The 19,347-nt window shown below is 42.2% G+C and carries 8 protein-coding genes; 2 read left to right on the top strand and 6 right to left on the bottom strand.

The genetic code is table 11. The features are described from left to right. Window positions 1-570: 570 nt before the first annotated feature. The gene (locus HMPREF1536_RS12270; protein WP_147337565.1) at window positions 571-4,848 is read left to right on the top strand and encodes a DUF6383 domain-containing protein; all 4,278 of its coding nucleotides are present in this window, start codon (window positions 571-573) and stop codon (window positions 4,846-4,848) included. A gap of 275 nt (window positions 4,849-5,123) precedes the next feature. Continuing rightward, the gene (locus HMPREF1536_RS12275; RefSeq protein WP_150115621.1) at window positions 5,124-9,464 is read left to right on the top strand and encodes a leucine-rich repeat domain-containing protein; all 4,341 of its coding nucleotides are present in this window, start codon (window positions 5,124-5,126) and stop codon (window positions 9,462-9,464) included. 91 nt (window positions 9,465-9,555) lie between these two features. Here HMPREF1536_RS12275 and HMPREF1536_RS12280 read toward each other — a convergent pair whose 3' ends face one another. The 6 genes from HMPREF1536_RS12280 to HMPREF1536_RS12305 form a co-directional block, all read right to left on the bottom strand. Further along, window positions 9,556-10,290: a lysophospholipid acyltransferase family protein gene (locus HMPREF1536_RS12280; protein ID WP_028729908.1), complete on the bottom strand. Its 735-nt coding sequence runs from the start codon at window positions 10,288-10,290 to the stop codon at window positions 9,556-9,558. A gap of 72 nt (window positions 10,291-10,362) precedes the next feature. Next, window positions 10,363-10,899 carry a DUF4858 domain-containing protein gene (locus HMPREF1536_RS12285; RefSeq protein ID WP_028729907.1) on the bottom strand — a complete coding sequence of 179 codons (537 nt, stop codon included), beginning with the start codon at window positions 10,897-10,899 and terminating at the stop codon, window positions 10,363-10,365. A gap of 86 nt (window positions 10,900-10,985) precedes the next feature. After that, window positions 10,986-13,391, bottom strand: coding sequence for an ABC transporter permease (locus HMPREF1536_RS12290; RefSeq protein ID WP_028729906.1), 2,406 nt, complete (start codon window positions 13,389-13,391; stop codon window positions 10,986-10,988). A gap of 16 nt (window positions 13,392-13,407) precedes the next feature. Further along, window positions 13,408-14,466 carry a hypothetical protein gene (locus tag HMPREF1536_RS12295; protein ID WP_028729905.1) on the bottom strand — a complete coding sequence of 353 codons (1,059 nt, stop codon included), beginning with the start codon at window positions 14,464-14,466 and terminating at the stop codon, window positions 13,408-13,410. Between the two features lie 17 nt (window positions 14,467-14,483). Next, window positions 14,484-16,901 carry an ABC transporter permease gene (locus HMPREF1536_RS12300; RefSeq protein WP_028729904.1) on the bottom strand — a complete coding sequence of 806 codons (2,418 nt, stop codon included), beginning with the start codon at window positions 16,899-16,901 and terminating at the stop codon, window positions 14,484-14,486. 10 nt (window positions 16,902-16,911) lie between these two features. Further along, window positions 16,912-19,230, bottom strand: coding sequence for an ABC transporter permease (locus HMPREF1536_RS12305; RefSeq protein WP_181988977.1), 2,319 nt, complete (start codon window positions 19,228-19,230; stop codon window positions 16,912-16,914). Window positions 19,231-19,347 lie beyond the last annotated feature (117 nt).

Here is a 19,347-nt window from a genome sequence, read left to right on the forward strand (position 1 = left end):
CCTGTCTTCTTTTCTTAGGATTCCTGATGAAAAGTCTTAGTTCTGCTATTCCTGTGCTGATGGAGTTGTTAACAGCAGAATAATACCGCTTTAAGTTGGTTGTGTTGTCTATAATGTATTGATATATAAGGTGCTATATCTCAGTTGGGGCTGTGTGATGATTTGAACTATATTACTGTAATATTTTAATGTACGCACGTACATTATTATAATACAAAGATAATTACTATGAATGATGAATGTAAGTTAATCCTATGAAAATAAAGAGTGATATAGAAAAATGAGTGACTAACTAAAACGATCGTTTATTCTCGCCAACAAAATTAATTATAACTTTTGAAACTGCAATTCTTTTCTAAATAATTTTTTCTCAGTTATCTTCTTTCTTATCAAGATAATAACAAAGTCTGTACAAAATTGTGCCTTTTCATTACCAATTGCCTTATGACAAAAAATGGTGACTAGAATAAACGATCGTTTTGGCTAGTCATCCATACTTGACTAGGATATATAAAGAGTTTATAAGAACTAATTTCATTAACACTATTATTAATATTAAAATTTAGATTTATGAACAGAAAGTTTTCTACTTTGATGGCCATCGCGATGTTGGCCACGGGAGCAAACGGATGGGCACAGGTAAGGATTGATGCTGCATCTACCACAACAGATGGTTATACAGTCCAGGCTTCTGCTGCCGGTGCACTGTTTAATCAATTTGTACAAGAAGATGCAAGTAGTCGGGGAAATAAGCTTTTTCCTGCGGTGTCCCCTTTTGAACTAAAAACGACTTATGGTGCAAAGCCTATATCTTCATTGCAACATGTAAACGGTGTTGCTGATGGTCGTTATTTTCAGTTTGCCATAAGTGAGTCTTTCCATGCAGCTTCGGCTGTAGCTGGTGATGGAAAAGAAGTTCTGACAATGGTTTGGGTGGATGCAGACAATGCTACTTCAGGGCAAGGACATTTTGAAGTACAGGTTGAAAATGTGAATAACGCGAATGTATCTAACAACCGTATTACATTGGATCGTACTTTGTGGAAAGTTACTGCAAACAAAGATGCAGCAGGTACTGTTCTGTATTATCAGTTGCAGAATAAGGCTTCTGAAGCTATCATGCAGTTGTCTATCGATAAAGTAGTTGGAACTCCTAATGCTGCTGGAGAAGCTGAAATTGCTTTGGAAGTGGTTAATGGACAAACAAACTGGCGTTGGGCTGACGGACAGGTTGCTTCTGTTAACTCAAAGATTGAACCTACTGCCGGAACTGTTCTGCAAAATCAATTGCGTGCCCAGTATAATAATGGAATGACTATTCGTTTAGCAAGAAAAGTTGCATCTGGCGGTGAAATTACTTTAGGAGCCGTTAAAATGAATAGTAACAAAGCATTTGCGGTTAATACTGATGCTGTAACTATTAATGGCGCGACTTTCTATCCTGTCACATTTGAAAGTTGGGAAGCCAATCCTATCATCCTGACAGCAGATCAGATTAATGCTGAATTAGGAAATGAAGTTTTGTTGACAGAAGATAAGAAAACTCCGAATCGTTTTAACTTTGTGTTTGATCCCGATGTTCAGGGAGATACAAATGTAATGTTGTCAGGGGCTTTCAAAGCAGAAAACGCAAAAAGCGGTTTTGACCGTGTACCGGGTGATGCTCCTGATGGTTATGTTCGCTTTGTTACAAATGCAACGAAAAATGAATCATCTGAATTCAAGAAAGAATATCTGCATGTTGATACTGCTTATTATGATCCGAATCCAAACGGTCGTTACGATCTGAAATTAACAGTTGGGCAGATCTTATATCCGAGATATGCTGTTGCTGCTGATGGAAGAACTGTAAACTCGGATGGCGAGTTGATGATGGGTGGATCTGTAATGACTGATGCTCAGAAGTATGGTGATTTATTGGGTGCTACTGCTGCTGATAAGTTAAGTAAAGCTCCTAATACAATGAGTGCTTATACACAATTGAAACGTCAGTCAAACTTCCGTCCTATCTTCTATCCGTCTACTCAAAGTTTACGCTTGCAAGCTGAAATGTTGTATAAGGCTGATAAGAATAATTCGGCTTCTTGGTGGGAGCAGATGGCAAAAGATGCTGCCGGAACAGCAGTAGGTACTTCTGTTGCTGCTAACTGGGCTGCCGGAACAATTGGTACAGATTATACGATGCTAATAGCTGAATGTGCTGCTGATCCTAGTATTGATCCGGTTAATAAACGTGGAGCTGCCAGAGGATACTATCCTTCTTATGCACAGGAAATTGCAAGTGTAAAACAAGGTAATCGTCTTCTTCATTATCTTTCTCCGTGGGCTGTAACAGATATGACAGATGTAACTAAACGTAACGGATATGCAACAAATGGTTTAGCAGATGTTAATGTTATGTTATGGAATGCAGTAGGAAACGTATTGCAAGAAAATAAAGCTGTTGCGACTGCTCTGTCTGCAGCTTTTGATGCAGCTAGTACAGGTGATCAAAATGTTTGGGTATTAGATCCGGCTTCTACAGTAACTACGACTAATATGGCTGAGTTCAAAACAGCTAATCCAAACGAAGTGGCTGCAGCTGATGCTGGCCTTATGCTTATCTATGCACCTCAATATGCTTCAGCTCACAGCAACTTAGCTCGTCTGGTTACTTTGACTCCGACTCATGTTGTATTGACAGCTGGTCCTCATGATGTAAACGATGCTAAATACAACGGTCTGTTGACTTACATCACATTGAAGACAACTAAGACTGAATCGGATTTGAACGAAGTTGCTGATATCGCAGAAGGTTTCTATTATATCCGGAATGCGAAGAAACTTTCTTCTGATCTGACAAAAGAAGGTGACTATCGTTATGAAGATTTGGCTGCAACCAATGCTACATTTACTTATTGGAATGCAATGACTCAGAAATGGGATAGAGGTGATGTTCAAAACGGTAATAATCCGAACAATACTGGTATCAATGCTGATATGCACAAAAACGATCTGAGCAATATCGGTAACCTGGTTTACTCTGAAGATAAGAAAGTTATTCCTTCTGCTCAGTGGTATGTTAAGGGTAACGGTGGTTACTACACAATCATCAACCGTGAGTCAGGACGTACTTGGGGTACTAGCTACTGGTGGAAGACTTCTGAACCGAATACTTATGCAAACATGGCTACTTATTACGATGCAGCCGGTTTGATGCAGACATACCGTGATACTATCCGTATCGAAATGATCCCGCAGGCAGAACTGACTAACCGTACTATGGGTTATCTGGATATGACACAGGCTGAAGCTATTGCTGATACGAGTGTATATGCTATCGGTATGAAGAACCTGGGTGATACTCACTTCTCTCTGACAAGTGTAGACGGTGTATTGAAACTGGTTCAGGATGCTAAGGGTGAATACAAAATGGAAAGAGTTCTGGTGAAAGATAAAGATATCTATTCTCAGAAAACAATGGGTACAGATGAGTTGATCTATGGTTATGTTCCTGCAAAGGGCAATGCTGTGGATACTGCTAAAATGTTGGTTCGTGCTAAATACTATATCTATAAAGATGAAGTAAATGCTAACTCAGGTATCGAACCTTCAAGTATTAAGACTCGTCAATATATCACACTGGAAAGCGGTAAATATCGTTTGACTTCAATCCAGGTTAAGTTTGATGATAACCTGTTCTCTACCAATCTGGATGCTGATGAAATGTCAGGAACAGAAAATGTGAAGAACCGTCGCGCATTCTATGTAAAACAGATCTCTACTGAAGATCCTACTCAGTTCGTATTGGTTGATCCGCTGGTTGTAACTCAGACAGGTAACGGTACTTCTACAAAGACTGCTTATGGTGCTCGTTTGTTCGTTAACCAGATGACTGCTGAAGTACAGCCGAGCAGCCTGATCTCTGACGGATATGCTAATAGCTATGCTTCAAGTATCTTCAGTGTTGAAAAACAACAGGCATTCAACTACAAAGATCTTCGTGGCGAATTCAGCCGTGATACTTTGGAATTCTTCAAGGCTGACGATGCAGCAGGCAACTATCTGTTGAGCGAAAACACTGTTAAAGGTGCTAACGTAGGTTTATTGGAAAGTTTGGATAAAAACCTGGGTAAGAACAATGCTATCTTCCTGGATACAGCTAACGTATCTCGTCCGGAATGTACTCGCTTCTTACTGGGTCTGCGTAATGTAGATACTTATGAACAGAATTCAAGTATTCCTGAACATAACCGTCATCTCTTCACAGAAGCTGCTTACCTGGTTAACATGATCGACTCAGTGAGTGCAAATCCTGTTTACATGTATAAGAACATCGATCAGAACTCAACTAAGTACTATCGTCTGGGCTTTGTAAATGCTAAACATGAAGGTTCTAAACTGACATTCGATAAGAGTGGCGCTGAATACGACTTGAGCGATGCTGCTCTTGGCGAAAACGGTCTGAACTATGCAACATTCGCTTTCCGTTATTGCGATGCTGAACGTGAAAACTTCTATATCGAAACAATGTATGATAAGGACACTCGCGGTTGGTTGAAGACTATTAACCACGTATTGGTTGTAACTCCGGAAATTCAGGAAGCTGAAGTATTCCAGGCTAAGAAGTCTGAAGGTGCTCCGACTGCTAACGAAGAAATTACTGCAAGCAGCGTAACAGTTGTAGGTGGTAACGGTATCGTAACAATCAAGGGTGCTGCTGCTAAGAAAGTGACAGTATGCAACGTACTTGGCCAGACTCTTGCTTCTACAGTTCTTTCTTCCGACGACGCAACAATCGCAGTACCAGCCGGTATCGTAGTTGTAGCTGTTGAGGGCGAAGCAGCTGTAAAGGCAGTGGTTAAATAATAAAGGATTTTTTATAATCAAATAATTCTAAAAGTGCCATGTGGTGTAAACACCAAGTATCCCGTGAGGGCGAACAAGTGGCAGTATTAATACTAAAGTAATAAAATAAAGTTCATCTGATAGTATCTCTGCGAAGAGCGAAACCAGATACAAGACAAAGCCCCGGCAGGTCGTTGACCGGCAGGGGCTTTTTTACAACTGACAGGGTAAAATCCTTATTACAAAATCACAAATTTCTTTCATAAAATAGATTATAAACTAAAAATATCATGATTATGAAACAACGATTACTTTATGCGTTCCTGATGCTATTTGCGGTATTGGGGATGGCGAGAGCAGCGGATGTAAATATAAAAGTGACTTCCACCGGTGGTATGCCGGTAACGGTTACATTGGATCAGGCAGCTACGGTGACTGATTTAACAACAACGCATAGTGGAAAAGTCACGCTCAGTACCGATGGGAAAAAAGTGACCCTTGCGCAAGGGTACACAGCAGAAGTTGAAATTATTTCAACTTCTGCTACAACTGCTACTGTGACCGGTCGGATGGACAAGCTGGAAATAGCCGGCGATAGTAAACTGAAAACTCTCAATTTGAGTAAGGATAATTATGTAAAGGAACTGATCGTTTCCGGTTCTGCATTAGAATCTCTTACTTGTTCCGGCTTGGGAATGGAAACGTTGACTTTAACCGGTGCTTCTGCGTTGAAGACGCTGGATGCTTCTGATAATAAGTTGGTGTTTAGTGAGGTCTCTTTGCCTTCTGTTACAACAAAGTTGATAAGCCTTAATTTATCCGGAAATGCATTAAATGCAGCTCTGGATGTTTCTAGCTATAATGCATTAACCGAGTTAAATGTCTCTAAGAACAAATTAACAGGTTTGACAAGTCTTAATGCTTTGACTTCTTTAGCAAAATTGGATATTTCAGACAATAATATTTTGAATTTATCCGCTAATCCGGGTAATCCGGCTTGTGTAATTACCTGGGGAGTACAAACATTATCAGTCTCCTCGATAAGTGACTGTAAAGCTCATTCTGGAGTCCGTATCTCTAACTTAATTACTGAGGCTAATATTCCTGTAGGCGGTAAACCTGAATATTCAAATGTTACCTGGCAAGTAAAGAAGAATAATGTTTACGAAGAAGATAATAGTAAAACCGTTCATCAACCGGATGCCTGGGATGGTGAATACCGTTTCTACGATGCAACAACGAAAGAGTTTGTTCAAGGTACTTACCAATGTTCATTGACAACGGGCGGCCGTCAGTATAAACTTACTGATCTGACAGTGAATCCTGCTGAGTTTAGCTTGCAAGGTGTGTTACCTGTAAATGCAAAACCAAATTCGTTTAAAGTCTCGATAAACGGTGGAACTGCGGCTGATTTTGTAACTACTCCTCAAACTGTAAAGCAAGGGGAGAAGCTCCTTTTTACATTAGAACCTAATGATGGTTACGAAACGGCTGTTTATACGGTAAAAGGCATGGTTCCTGCTATCTCCGGCCAACAGGAACCATATAAAGGTAAATCGATTGAATTTATAGTTAAGGGGCTTTATGATGCAAAGACAATAACTGTTGCTCCTCAGATTACAGCAGTTGTTTTAGGTAAGGAGCATCCTGTTTCTTACGAAAACAAAACGCAGGAAGGTGGAAGTTTTACAGTTCAGAAAGTCTCCGGTACAACAACATCCGATCTGGCTTCAGGTAAAACGATTGCAACCGGCGAAAAGCTGCTGGTTAAGATCAAACCGAATACAGGATATGATTTTAAGCTGACAGTAAATGGTGCTGATAAAACATCTGAAGTTAAGGTAGATCCAGACGATGTTGTAAATTATACATATAGCGAGGATATTGCTAATGCTAATTATGCAGATAATACATCTATTACGGTTTCTGTTACTTTTATAAATCCTTCAATAGATGCTTTTGTTAAAGTGAATGGAGCGGCATTGGCTTCTTCAATCGATTATATTGCAGATCAGAAAGTGACTATTCAAAAGCCGGATGGAACTACAACAGATGTTCAAGATGCAACTGCTGTTGAGTTACAACCGAATACAACGTATCAGGCTATTTTTACAACTAAAAAATTATCCGGTGGAACTGCCCCTGATGGAGTTTATCGCTTAAAAGATATAACTATCAACGGAGGTGAATTGAAAACCGTAGAGAAAGATAAGTCTGGTCAGGATATGAAATATACAGTTGCATTTACTGTAAAAACCTCAGATGTGACTATTTCTATCACAACAAAGACCATGCAGGAAGTGGATATTAAACCTGTGATTAATGATGGTGTTAGTGGTCAGTTACAGACTTATGATGGTAAAGTGAAACCTGTATTATTCAGTACCGTTCCGGCTAATTTGAATGAACATGTGAAGATTACCTATAAAACGAATGATGCAAATTCTACTCCAGTTGATACTCCTATCAATGCCGGTAAATATAAAGCAACTTTGGTATTTGAAGAGAATGACTCTTATATACCAAAAGTAGTGGCAGGTGTTGAGGATTTCGAATTGGAAATAACGAAAGCTTCATTGACTATCGAGACATTACCGATTGTAACAGTTGAAAAGGACAAGACGTACAAAATAACCGGTGGTAAAGTAATATTCAATAATGCTGAGATAAAGGGTACATTTGAAACATCATCTCCTTCGGCTTCAACTCCGGGTAAATCTCATCCCGTAAAAGTAACTTTCGCTCCGACCTTGCCTGCTGATGCTGCAAACTTTGAAGATGCAGAAGCAAACGTAAATGTGATGGTTCCGGGAAGTGCCCTCGATCTGTATAAGATTACAATGAATGAGTTGCCAACCTCGTACAGTATTCAATGGCTGAATGGCAATAAACCGGTGGATATTTCGACAGATACTTTTGCTGGTGATACAGAATTGACAGCTATTGTAACTTATCCAAAAGGAACAAAAGGTGTTGAGTTGAAGAAAACGTCTGATATTAGTCCAACTCTGGTTACTCCTACCACTACAGAAGATGGAATGTTGGTTTATACTGTTACAATAAAAGAAAATACAAACTTTAGTGTTGTCAAGGGCTCCGGTGATACGTATAATATTGAAATAGGAAGTCAGAAAACCGATTTCACGGGCGAACCGCTAGCATATAACCCTGAAACGGGATTGACGATCTCAGATAAGAATGATCAGCCTGTTTCTTGGGCTACTATTAGTTCTTCTGTATCGGTAACTTATAAAGATGCTTCCGGTAAAGTAGTTGCTTTGCCTGTCGATGCTGGTACATATACTGTTTGTGTGTCGATTGCAGCAGATAAAGCAACAGGGTACGTGGAGACTACTGCTGAAAGTGCCGCTTTTATTGTCAACAAGATTAAACCGGTTATTTATACAATGCCAAAGGCTTCCGTGATTGCCAAAGGACAGACTCTTTCTTTGTCTGACCTGACAGGGGGGGCAGTCAATATTCCTGGTAAATTTACCTGGAAAGATGGTACGAAATCTTTCTCTGTTGCCGGATCTTATAAACAGCCGGTAGTATTTACACCGGAAGCTGGATATGATAAGAATTATCTGTCTGTGGAAACCGGGGGGGAAGGAACCACTGCGCAAGTCGATTATGTCTCCGTTAGTGTTTCCGATCTGCAAATAGTAACTTTTGTACAGACGGAAGGAACAATAACCGTAACTAACCAGTTGGGACAAACATTACCTACCGGTAGTGCTGTAACAAAAGGAGATGTGCTGACTATAAAGGTTGAACCTCGTGAAGGTCTGGAACTGAAATCGCTGACAGTAAACGGCTCGAATAATACAGGAGTTTATACAGTGGGGACTTCCTCTGTCGCTATTGAAGCGACTTTCCAGCCTAAGGTGGTAGATCCAGAACCAAGTGATCCGGTGATCGACCCGAACAGCCAATACGCAGTAACTTTGCCGAAAGCAGGAGAAGTGCGTGGCGTTGTAATCAGCAAACCGGGAGTAAATGCTGTTTTGAAGGATAAATCTTTTAGTTTTACACTTGGAGCGTTAGCTGCGGATCTTGGTAATATCGTTGTAAAGGTAAACGGAACAGAGCTGAAATCGACAGACGGAACCTATACCATCGCAAAAGTAAGTGAGAATACTACCGTTCAGATCTCGTTGGCTAACCCTACTCCGTTGAAAGTTTCAGTAGAAACAGTTACGAAGAATGACAATGGATATGTGATGGGTAAAGTACAGGTAGATGGCCCGGCAGACGGTGTATGCTATTATAATGATGTGATTACATTGGTCGCATATCCGGAAAGTGGCGTGATGTTCAACGGGTGGTCGGATGATAAAGAAGTGAAGAGCCAGTTGCGTACGCTGACACTTACACAGGATGTAACTATTAAGCCTCTCTTTAGCGGCATACCGACAGGTATTGAGTCTGTTGTAACTGCAAGGATATATGGTACTCAAGGTTACCTCGTGATCGAAGGTGTTACACAAGGTAAAGTAACCATTGTCAGCATGGATGGTCGTATGCAGCGTCAACAGGTCAGTGGTGATGGCCGTATTCAGTTGGCAGGTGGTGTGTATGGTGTGATACTGGAAGATGGTTCGAATGTGATTCGCACTAAAGTGATTGTGAAGTAATAGCGAAGTTTCCATCAGGTAAAATACCTCTGGAAGAAATGATGTGCCCCCCGGAAGTCAGACTTTCGGGGGGCTATTTTTTTGATCGTATTTATATTGTAATACTACCGGTAACTGTCTGTTCTGTTTCGGCAAATAGTTCGGCGAAAGGTTTAGACTTCACGGGAATAGGGTCGTGGATGATGAGTTCGATGTGGTTGCCGAGTCCCAGAGGGAAGGAACCCCATTTGGTCATTTTCCATGAGTTGTTGATGGTGACCGGCACCATGTAAGCCGACGGTGCATACTTACAGAGGATTTTCAGTCCGTTTTCAGCAAAAGGGCGGGGGGTACCCGTTTTACTTCGTGTCCCTTCCGGGAAAATCACTGCCGAACGTTTATTTTTTTCGATATATTCAGCCATTATACGGATGGCTGACAATGCCTGTTTCGGGTCTTTCCGGTCGATAAGCACGGAACCGCCATGATTGAGGTTGTATGAGATGCTGGGGATGCCTTTCCCCAGTTCGATTTTACTGATAAACTTAGGGTGTACCTTGCGCATGAACCAGCAGATGGAGGTAATATCATACAAGCTTTGATGATTTGAAGCAATGATCAAGGGCTGGTTGGCCGGAAGTTTTTCCAGTCCGGTCACTTTGTATCTTGTTCCCAGTACGTAGGTGTTGGCAACCAGGAAAAAACTTAAAACATCCACGCTTTTTTTGTGTGCTTTGTAACCAAACAGGTTGAAGCATATCCATTGTACTACATGAAAGAAAGCCAATGTAAAACCAAATAACACATAATAGATGGCCGAAAGCAGGTACGAAATAATTTTTTCCATTTTATCATTCAAGTGTGTTAAACATAAAACGACAAGTTGCCGTGTAAATGAGATGACAAATGTATGAAAAAATTACGGATAATTGTTGTAATATTTCTGTGTCTGCCAACGTTGGGCGTTTCTTCTTTTGGAACGCGCACTGGGCATAAAGACCTGTTGGAGCAGATCGTCGAATGAGATACCCGACGGCTTCACGGCATTTGCCCGGATATCGGGGGAGACATAGAAAGAACCGAACATTTTAAAACGAGGTAATGGTTTATCCAGTCCGTACCGCATAAAGACGGCCGGTGGCAGATCTTTCAGGGCAACTTTCCGGTTAGGATTTTTCTCTTCTACATCTTCGGGACGAACATATTCAGAGAAGTCTTTTAGAATGGAAGAGGCGGGGGAGGCAGACGGCGCCATGATCATATTCGACGCCGGTTTGTCCGTGTTGATGAGTGTGCCGGATTCTATTGCTTTCAGCGCTTCCGGGTTCAGTTCTATCTTTTCCTTGCCTGAAATGATATTCTGAAGCCATACCGAATCCTTCTCTGTCCATTGTCCGTATACGTATTCCGTACCGTTCAGGCATATCAACATCCATATAATTATTCTTCTACTCATCTAAAATCGTTCAGCTTCCCGCATTTGTTTTTAATAAACGCGCGGGAAGCTGAAATACTGCACGGAATTTGTGTTTATTTAGTTTTTTATTCCGCTTTTATCGACTCTGCCGGGTTTGTCTGTGCTGCCTGTCTGACTTGACGGAAGATAGAAAGAAGGACGATTCCGCAGGTGATAAAGAATACGGCTATAAAAGGCCATGCTGCCAGGTTGATATGGTTGGCATAGGTTTCCAGCCATTGCTGCATCAGGATATATCCCAATGGTAGGGCAAACAGGTTGCTGATAATGACCAGTATCAGATATTCCCGGAAGAATAATTGCAGGATATGCAGGAAAGTAGCACCATTCACTTTGCGGATGGCGATCTCTTTTTTCCGTTGTTGGGCAGAAAGGCTGACCAACGAATAAATACCGAATGTGGAGATCAGGATACAAAGGACAGCAATGATACTGAATACACTGAATATGACCTTCTCCGGACGATTGAATTTATCGACCAGATCGCTTAAGCGGATACATAAATTGCTGTTGGGGATCCCGCTGTGGTTAAACTTTTGTACGACCTGCCTGATATATTCGGTCACTTCTTTTTGGTGCCCCGGAAGGTGGCGAACATAGAAATATTGAACCGGAGAATATTCTTTCATATCCTGATCGGTATATAAGCGGAAAAAGATCGGCAGAACCGGATATTGCATCGGGGCATACAGGTAATCATTCAATATGCCTGCTACTTTCCGGTTGGAAGCTATGTGGCTTTTCCCGTCGTATTTATAGATATTTCGTTCCAGTAAATCTTTGTAACCCAGTTTCCGGAAGCCGGTTCTGTTGACCAGGAAATTGTCTGTATTACTATCGTCGAGCCATTCCCCGGCTTCCAGTGTGAGGTCGAACAGGGAAAAGAACTCTTTACTGACCAACATAATATAATCTTCCCGGGTTGGGTCTGTTTCTGCCGGATCGAAAGATAAATGGGAGATAAAGGTTCCATAATAATCCCCCTGTTCAGTAAAGACTGGCGAGTTGACCGCGGTATAACAGACTGCATCCACAGAAGGGTGGTTACGCAGTTCCGGAGCTAGTGTTCTCAGGTCGTGTTCATAGGCATTTTCAAAGCCCATATCTACCTGCAACACGTTTTCATACCGTATACCTTTATCTTTGGTAAGGATAAAATGAAGTTGCTGGAAGAGAACCAGCGAAGTGAAAAAGAACAGGGAGCCAATAAATATCTGCCCGGCTATCAGTCCTCTTTTGAAAAATACCGACTGGTTTTGTGGATTACACAAGACCTGCCGGATAGGAATAAAGCTGAATAACCCGAACAACACCGTGCTGACAAGTATCGCAGCCAGTCCGGTCAGAACCAAAGCAGACTGATCGATATGCCGTGAAACCCCTTCGTAAATGCCGTAATGATTCCAGGTGGTATAACTCTCGTAATAAGGGAAAATGACTTCCATCAGGCAGAATGCCAGCAGATAGGCAAAGAACATAGGGAAGAAAAGCTCGATCCATCCTTTCAGCAGCATCTGCCTGGGCGATGCTCCGATACACAGGTAGGTTCTGTTTTTCTGTTTCTTACGCTGTTGCTGGCCGATAAATAGTACCAAAAGGTTCATCAAAGCGCTGAGGAAAGCCATCAGCCCGGCGAAAGCCAGGATATGGATATTACGTATCCGGCTTTCCAGTTCGGGATGGCAGTAGAGGTGTACTTCCGCCGGGGTACGCAGGTTTATTTTCCATTTATCTACATGATTTGCACCATGCGGATCGTCGGCATGGCTTTTGTATAAGGCCAGCTTTTCTTTGACTTTTCGGACGTTGCTTCCCGGATATAAGCGCACATAGGTTATATTCCGGTTCACATGCGGTATGGGTTTTACTTTGTTGATGATCAGAAACTGAAAGATGAGATCCGAATTATCGGGATAATCCTTGATGACCCCTACGACGACGGGGCGGTAATGTCCGGTCAGTTCGAACACTCTCCCGATACAGTTGGTCGTACCGAAGAATTTCATAGCCGTACTTTGAGTGAGGACAACAGACAAACCGTCCAGCACGGCCCCTTTGTTTGTCCCGGTGATGAAATCCGTCCTGAACATCTTGAAAAAGGAATGGTCACAAGTCAGTCCGTAGATATACTTGCTGGTATTGTTTTCTTTGATCGTATAGGTAGTGTTGGCAAAGATGCATATTTCCTGAATTTCAGGCAGTAATTTCTTCAGTTCGGCGCGGTCGTTGATATGAAGCTGGTCGAGGTCGGCTTCTGCCCCGGTAGCTTTTCTAGCTATCCCGGAGGTAGTCAGGCAATACAGCCGGTCACCCTGGGGATGGAAGTTATCGAAGTGCGTTTCCCACCACAACCAGTAGCCCCCCAGGATAAAGGCCGTAAAACCGATTGCCAGACCGATAATGCTGACAATCGCTTGTGTTTTATATTTAAGTTGTTCCCGGAAGGTTACTTTAAAATAGTGTTGTAACATGGATACTATTTGTTTATCAGATTTTATTTTTCAGGTTGTATCTTACCACATCCCGTCCACCTTGTTCGTTGGGGGACAAAGCTAATAAGTATTTACCTGATTTCTCTGTGGCGATTTTACGTAAGTTATGGTCGGCTTGTAAAGTTGCCTTATGTTTTCCGTCCCAATCGAATACATAAATCACTGAATTGCCGGTGAAGTCTGTCGAGCCGTCGAACAGGCAAAATACATACTGGTCTGAACAGCAGATATCGATAAAACATTTCTTACTATGCTCGGCATCCATATATTTATTCGTGATATCCGCGACAGGGATAGAATAATAGTCGGCAAAGGAAATGGCATCGGTCATATTGCCGTTGAGGTCGTAGAAGTTGACACTGTCGATGAAACGGAGGGCGGCAACGATCACTCCTTTTTCTTCATTGACTACGAGATCGGATGCGAATGCTCTTCTTCGAACATCATCGATCATCGGCACTTTGATTACGGGGTAGGGGGGTACTTTGTAAAGTCCGCCTGTTTTGTCCGCAGAATAAAATACCTGGGATCTGTCGGGATTGAACATGACTGCATACGTTTTATCAGGGGTAATGCAGCAGTTGGTACATCCGTCACCCGGTGTAAATTCGAAAGAAGAAGTAGAGTTAACGGTGACTAGCGGTGCAGCCTGCGTGGCATCTAGGTTGATTTGTTTCAAACTGTGTGAGTCGTTATCCCAGACAGATATACCATTCTTCATCTTGTTGCAGGTGAAGTCATATTTTGTAAAGTGAGGAGAAGAGATAACAAAAGTATCTTTCTCTCTCAACTCGATCTGATGCAATGAGAAATCTTCTTTATTCCGGACTTGCAGGAGCGTATCGCTATAATAATCCATAAACGCATAATAATCGTCTGTAATAGCGATGTCGTAATAATTATGCCGGCTGTTACCCTGAAAAACTATTTCTCCGGATAACTCTCCTGTGATAGTCGTTTTTATCTGATGATTTTTTACAGAACCTTTACTTCGGTCTCCGGAACAGGAAACGACTAAAAAAAGGATGCTGAGTAAGAATAGAGACTGTTTCATATTCATATGATTTTTGTTTATTCGGTTTTAATAATTTCTGCCGGGTTGAGGTTCGCAATCCTCCTTAGTTGCCATATAATAGTGGCAGCAACGACGATAACCATCAGGATGAACAGGATAATGAACGGGATTACTCCGATCGGGATCCGTACGGTATAATGCTGTAACCATGATGTCAATATCATTATCAGTAAAGGGAAAGCAATAGCAGCAGAAATAAATAACTGTAAAATACTGCTCTTACAAAACATGAACAGGATCGTTTGCGGGGTAGCCCCGTTGATCTTCCTGATAGCGACTTCTTTTTTCCGTCTTTCCGTAGATAATGTAACGGAAGCGTATATCCCCAGTAAACTGATAAGGATACAGACAATGGAAAGAATAGATATCAGGCGAAACAGGTTCTGTTCGTAATTGAGATAAAACCCGGCCTGTTCCTTCATACTGTTGATATAGATCGGAGTCGCCTGATTGACGTATTTGTATAACTCCGCTTTTACTTCGGCCGTGAAATCCTTCCTGTATTCCGGACTTACCTTTACAAGGCAGCTCATATTGACGCTATTCTCCGGAAAAGGCATGTAGATGCAAGGTAATACGGACTGGCTTGAATTCCAGTCATTCAGGTTGCTGATGGCATCCGGTAAGATACCGACAATCTGATAACTCGTCATTTCTTTTCCCCAATACCTGACACTGATCTGCATGCCGATCGGATCCCGGTTTAACAATCGGGCTAATGACTCGTTGATAATTGCCTTATCCGTTTCTTCCGGTTTGTATAATCTTCCTTTTACCGGTTTTTGGTTGATCAGATCGAAATAGGAAGGGTCGGTATAAACATGGCTAAGTGTTGTTTTTGCTTCCTGTTCCGTGATCCCGTCCCACGAAAAGCGGCCTTCACCCAATTGCCACGCTCCGGATAATCCCATCGCATTCCGGCAGACCGTTTTTATCTTCGGGTTTTGTTCGAACTTACGAAGCATATCCTGTCGGATGGGAACGAATTTGTCCCCATTGAGAGATACTTCGAACAAAGTGGTTTTGTCTGCCTCACTTAATCCTGCGGTTAGCCGGGATTCCAGAAGTTTGCTTTGTTGCAGGACAAACCAGGTCATTCCCAGGAAAAGGAAACAAATAACCAGTTGGATAGAAATAAATAAATGACGCAGAATACTGTGGCGCCGGATCGTTTTGTCGTTGAACAGGCTCTCTATGATAGAGAACTTTCCAATTTTACCGATCACTCCCAGGCAAAGTAGTGCAATCAGAATCAATCCGACGAAGCTATACTGTATCAACAGTTTAAATATGAAAGACCGGTTTAATGTGTAGTATAACTGTATGTTGCTTATATAAGGAGTAATCAGTTCGGTGATGATAAAACTCAGAAAACAAGCTACAATAAAAGCGATGGCCGCCTCTGTGAAAAGAAGCGTGAACAACGACCATTTTTCCGCCCCGTTCACCTGACGGATACCACATTCGCGGATCCGGTTCATCATCCGTCCGATTATAAAGATGACATAATTGAACAAGGCTGTCAGCAGGACTAACGCACCGATAGCGAAGAAGATTAATTCCGCACTGTCGAATTTCCCTTTCAGGAACAGCTCCCTTCGCTGTGTCAGCGGCTTGAGCTGCACTTTTAATTCGGCAATGGCATCTTTCCCTTTGAGATATTCTAGGTTATAATTCGCTAGTTTCTTATTTAATTGAGACAGATTTATACCCGGTTTAATCTTTACATAAGAAGAATACCCGTTGTAGTGCATCGAACTTTCCGGATCGGCAATTGCCGGGTTCGTGGTATTCAGTTCGATACCGCTGTATCTCTCCAGAGAACTTTGTACGGGAAAGTCTTCGATGACTCCCTGAATGGTGAAAACTTCCTTTTGGTCGTTGAAGTCATCGATGTTTGTAAAGGTCTTTCCAACGACATCCAAGGTACCGAATAGTTTGTAAGCCGTTTTCTCTGTGACCAGAATAGCGTTCGGTATCTGTTGAATGTTCTTTTCATTTCCATTGATAAGCCATATATCGAAAAAATCGAGGAATCCGGGTTCCGAGAACAGGAATACTTCATTAAAGTAAGTGACCGTTCCGTCAGCAGCCGTTATTTCACAGAGTTTATCTGTGTAAGGGCCTATATTGCTGTAAGCTATGGCCGATTCTATTTCGGGAAAAGCTTTGGCTAAAGCGTAGGGTGCGTAATGTTCGTAACAGATTTCTGATCCCTGTTCCGTTTCAGAGTAGAGGATGCAGATCCGGTCGATATCCGTGATGCTTCTTTCCCAGGCCATGCTTGTCCGTAGGGTGTAAGAACAGAAGGCAAAACAGGTAACTCCCACCGCCAGCCCGATAATGCTGATAAGTGACTGTTGCTTATACTTCAACAGGTTGCGTATCGCTATTTTCAAATAGTGCTTTAACATACTCAATCGTTTATTCTGATTTAATTGTTTCTGCCGGATTCTGGTTGGAAGCCTTCCATATACGCCAGCTTGTACACAAAGAGATAAGGGTTGCCAGTGAAAGCAATATAGCCGGATATATCCACCAGTCGAAACTTGTCTGAATCACATAGTTCTCTACCCAGGGTTTCATTATCAGATAACCGACCGGGAATGCGACGGCAGTAGCGGTGAGCAGCAACAACATATATTTCATAAAGAATTTGTACATGATATGACGTGTCGTAGTTCCGTTTACCTTCCGGATAGCGATCTCTTTCCGGCGTTGTTCGCAATCGAGCGTGACAAGCGAGAAGACACCGAACAAAGAGATCAGTACGCAGACCAGCGTAACAAAATCCAGCATCAGCAACAAGGCATTCTCTGATTTCAGGAACTTGGCGTACTCTTCTTCCATATTTACGATAGAGCAATTTCGGATATCCGGGTTCATTTTTTTCACCAGTTGCTCTATCCGTTGCTTGCATTCGGGCCAGCTTCCTTCCTGATATTTGAAGAGGATACCTTCATCATAATTGGAATTGAACTCTTTGGTCGTTTCCAGCATAACCGGTTTGGCGGGTATGGTAGGTGGAGCGATATAGAAGTCTTTAACCACTCCTGCAATGACCAGCTGACTTTCTCCTTTCAGCATTGTTTTTCCGACGGGATGATCCATCTTCATGGCTTTTACCCCGGCCTGGTTTATCAATACCTGCTTGCCGGAACTGTTAGCCGGGAATGTCCCTTCAACAAGCTGTAGCCCGTAAAATTTTAAATATTCTTCATTACAGTCTATCGTCTCAAATTGTACGGATGCGGTAGAGTCCTGACGTCCTTCCCATTCGTTCAGGCTTCGGAAAGAGCGTGCATAGCGGGGGAAAAGGGGAGGGAGTTTCTCCGGAAATATTTCCGTGACGAACGGGATCTTACTGATCTCCTCTTTTAGTCCATCGATATTCGGGTAGACATTGACATTCGCCCGGTTGGTTCGTTCCAACCCATAATCAGCCCGGTTCAGGAAATGTATTTGCTTCATCAGTATGACAGCACAAAAGATAAAACAGATACTGATGATGAATTGTGCAGCCATACTTATTTTCTGGAATGTGTTTTTATTCCTGTTTCCCGCAGAGCCTTTCAGCATAGCATTTAAAGTCTGGCGTCTGAAATAGTAGATCGGATATAAAGACAACAGGAACGAAAGGATGACGATGATTCCCGAGTATTTAACTGCCTCCAGATAGATAGCGGTATTGTCCAGTTTGATATCGGATAACTCTTTAAACGTAGGCAAGGCAAGCTCTATCAGGATCAGGCCGGTGAATAAGGCCAGAACCAGCGTCAGCATATACTCGACGGCAAACAGAACCAGTTGGTTACTGTCGGATGAACCGCATACTTTGCGAAGTGCTATTTCCTGGTTACGCATTCGTATCCGGGTGATAAACAGGGTCAGATAATTGAATAAAGCGCAAAGGATAACCAGTCCTCCGGCTGAGGCAAACAGTAGAATATGTTCGTATTTCACTGTTACTTCCCGGCTAGGACGGTCGTAGCGCATGGCTGTGATCGGGGTCAGTTCCGTTTTACTGATTACGAAAGAGGGATCCTTATCTGCCTTAAACTCTTTCAGCTTCTTCCGGAAGGTCTCTATATCGACACCTTTTCTTATTTTGATGAATGTTTGCCAGGAGGACATATTCCATTCTTTTTCGTACCTGTTCGACGCGAGGATTTCAAAAGGCATATTGCTGTGTATATCCCAGGGTTTTACGATGGCACATATTTTTCTTTTTCCGTAAATATCGATCTCCTTGCCGATCGGATCTTCCTTCCCGAACAATTGTGCAGCCAGCTGGTCGGTAATGGCTATTTCTTCATTGTCAGGAAGCATGAAGTTATGGTTACCGCTTATTACATCGAACCGGAACATTTCCATTGTAGCCGAGTCGACCCCTATTTCAAATGAACTATATTCTACTTCCTTGTATTTGAACTGGCAATTCCAAGCCTGCATATTGCAGGCTGTCTCTATTTCCGGAAATGTCTCTTTCATAAAAGCCGCCAGCGGATAGGGAGTGATCTGTGATATGCCGTCGTTATACATTTCTGATGCTATCCGAACCACATAGATACGGTCGGCTCCGTCATGGAACGTGTCGTAAGTCTGTTCATACCGTATCCACAGAGTAGCCAATGCAAAACAGGTAAAACCCACCGCCAGTCCGACAATGCTAATAACAGATTGCGATTTATATTTTAACAGGTTGCGGATAGCTAATTTGAAATAGTGTCGTAGCATACTCATTCTTATACTGATATTTGTTACAAGTTTACTAAATAAAAAGCAAAATGTATGCCAAATGGGTAAATTGTTGATATAGTTGTTGTTATGAGATAATTTCGTCCGCCGCTCCGTGTGTAT

The sequence above is a fragment of the Parabacteroides gordonii MS-1 = DSM 23371 genome (assembly GCF_000969825.1).
In the GTDB taxonomy this organism is placed as follows: Bacteria; Bacteroidota; Bacteroidia; order Bacteroidales; family Tannerellaceae; genus Parabacteroides; species Parabacteroides gordonii.